The following is a 2,500-nucleotide window of genomic DNA, read 5'->3' on the forward strand; positions in this document are numbered from 1 at the left end:
TCCGCCGAAGAAGGCATGCACCTTGTAAATTAAACAACGTAACGAAAAGAAAGCACCAGAGTTCGTGGTCTTTGTAGGCCATGACGAAAAAGAGCCAAAGTTCCGGGTTGAGTCAATTACCGGAGCGGAGGCAAGAGATGAAGCTATGACAAATAGCTCTATGAAGGTTTAAACGGTCCTGAAAGGGGCTGTTTGAATACGAATTTATAGAGAGTTTGATCCTGGCTCAGGACGAACGCTGGCGGCGTGCTTAACACATGCAAGTCGAACGGAGCACCCCTGAAGGAGTTTTCGGACAACGGAAGGGAATGCTTAGTGGCGGACTGGTGAGTAACGCGTGAGGAACCTGCCTTCCAGAGGGGGACAACAGTTGGAAACGACTGCTAATACCGCATGAAACATTTGAACCGCATGGTTTGAATGTCAAAGATTTATCGCTGGAAGATGGCCTCGCGTCTGATTAGCTAGTAGGCGGGGTAACGGCCCACCTAGGCGACGATCAGTAGCCGGACTGAGAGGTTGACCGGCCACATTGGGACTGAGATACGGCCCAGACTCCTACGGGAGGCAGCAGTGGGGAATATTGGGCAATGGGCGCAAGCCTGACCCAGCAACGCCGCGTGAAGGAAGAAGGCTTTCGGGTTGTAAACTTCTTTTAAGAGGGAAGAGAAGAAGACGGTACCTCTTGAATAAGCCACGGCTAACTACGTGCCAGCAGCCGCGGTAATACGTAGGTGGCAAGCGTTGTCCGGATTTACTGGGTGTAAAGGGCGTGCAGCCGGGAAGACAAGTCAGATGTGAAATCCCGCGGCTCAACCGCGGAACTGCATTTGAAACTGTTTTTCTTGAGTACCGGAGAGGTCATCGGAATTCCTTGTGTAGCGGTGAAATGCGTAGATATAAGGAAGAACACCAGTGGCGAAGGCGGATGACTGGACGGCAACTGACGGTGAGGCGCGAAAGCGTGGGGAGCAAACAGGATTAGATACCCTGGTAGTCCACGCTGTAAACGATGGATACTAGGTGTGCGGGGACTGACCCCCTGCGTGCCGCAGTTAACACAATAAGTATCCCACCTGGGGAGTACGATCGCAAGGTTGAAACTCAAAGGAATTGACGGGGGCCCGCACAAGCGGTGGATTATGTGGTTTAATTCGAAGCAACGCGAAGAACCTTACCAGGGCTTGACATGGAGAGGACCGCTCTAGAGATAGGGTTTTCCCTTCGGGGACCTCTCACACAGGTGGTGCATGGTTGTCGTCAGCTCGTGTCGTGAGATGTTGGGTTAAGTCCCGCAACGAGCGCAACCCCTATTGTTAGTTGCTACGCAAGAGCACTCTAGCGAGACTGCCGTTGACAAAACGGAGGAAGGTGGGGACGACGTCAAATCATCATGCCCCTTATGTCCTGGGCTACACACGTAATACAATGGCGGTCAACAGAGGGATGCAAATCCGCGAGGAGGAGCGAACCCCCAAAAGCCGTCCCAGTTCGGATCGCAGGCTGCAACCCGCCTGCGTGAAGTCGGAATCGCTAGTAATCGCGGATCAGCATGCCGCGGTGAATACGTTCCCGGGCCTTGTACACACCGCCCGTCACACCATGAGAGTCGGGAACACCCGAAGTCCGTAGCCTAACAGCAATGAGGGCGCGGCCGAAGGTGGGTTCGATAATTGGGGTGAAGTCGTAACAAGGTAGCCGTTCGAGAACGAGCGGCTGGATCACCTCCTTTCTAAGGAGAACACGGCATATGAAAAAGGATGCCGTAATCCTGGTCAGCTGGAGCTGGAGTAGTTACGTTGTTTAATTTAGAGGGTGTATGCTGTGGGAGGCGGGAGGCAAGACCAAAGACGGGCCTGTAGCTCAGCTGGCTAGAGCGTACGACTGATAATCGTAAGGTCGGTGGTTCGAGCCCACTCAGGCCCACCAAAAGTCCAAAAGCAAGCGACGAGAGCCGGGGATATAGCTCAGCTGGGAGAGCGCCTGCCTTGCAAGCAGGAGGTCGCCGGTTCGAACCCGACTATCTCCACCATTGAGATCAAATCGAAGCATTTGATGAGAATCAAGTGTTTCGATCTGGCTTCAAAAGAGCTGGAGGCGCACCTTGAAAACTGAACAATGCAACACAAGTGATAAGTAAGGCAACAGAGAGGCGCCATACGAGAGTATGGCAAATTTAATTGTGGAACAGCGTCTGGAAGGACGCAGGGTAACAATTACAATTTCAACAATCTGTGAAGCCTGCATAATTCTTGAGAGAACCATTTTCTCTGACACGTAGGAGAGAAGGCCAGAACTGTTCCGCTGTCCCCAGCCGAATGAAAGCCCAGTGAAACGGGTTTCGTTCGGAGAGGAGGAGCAAGGGAGCGGAATGGACTTAGCTCCGACGATAGGTCAAGCTGAAAAGGGCGCAAGGGGAATGCCTTGGCATCAGGAGCCGACGAAGGACGTGACAAGCTGCGATAAGCCGCGGGGAGGAGCAAATATCCCTTGATCCGCG

General features: G+C 53.0%; 2 tRNA genes and 2 rRNA genes (1 of these 4 cut by a window edge). All 4 read left to right on the forward strand.

The window, feature by feature from the left end:
• Positions 1–203: 203 nt before the first annotated feature.
• A 16S ribosomal RNA gene (locus C816_RS21240) occupies positions 204–1,732 on the forward strand.
• A 120-nt stretch (positions 1,733–1,852) separates the two neighbouring features.
• Positions 1,853–1,929: transfer RNA gene (locus C816_RS21245), tRNA-Ile, on the forward strand.
• 27 nt (positions 1,930–1,956) lie between these two features.
• Positions 1,957–2,032, forward strand: a tRNA-Ala gene (locus C816_RS21250).
• A gap of 360 nt (positions 2,033–2,392) precedes the next feature.
• Positions 2,393–2,500 (forward strand): 23S ribosomal RNA (locus C816_RS21255); it runs 2,737 nt beyond the window's last position.
• Together the 16S and 23S rRNA genes with 2 tRNA genes alongside form the textbook arrangement of a ribosomal RNA operon.

Source organism: Oscillibacter sp. 1-3, assembly GCF_000403435.2.
Taxonomy (GTDB): domain Bacteria; phylum Bacillota; class Clostridia; order Oscillospirales; family Oscillospiraceae; genus Oscillibacter.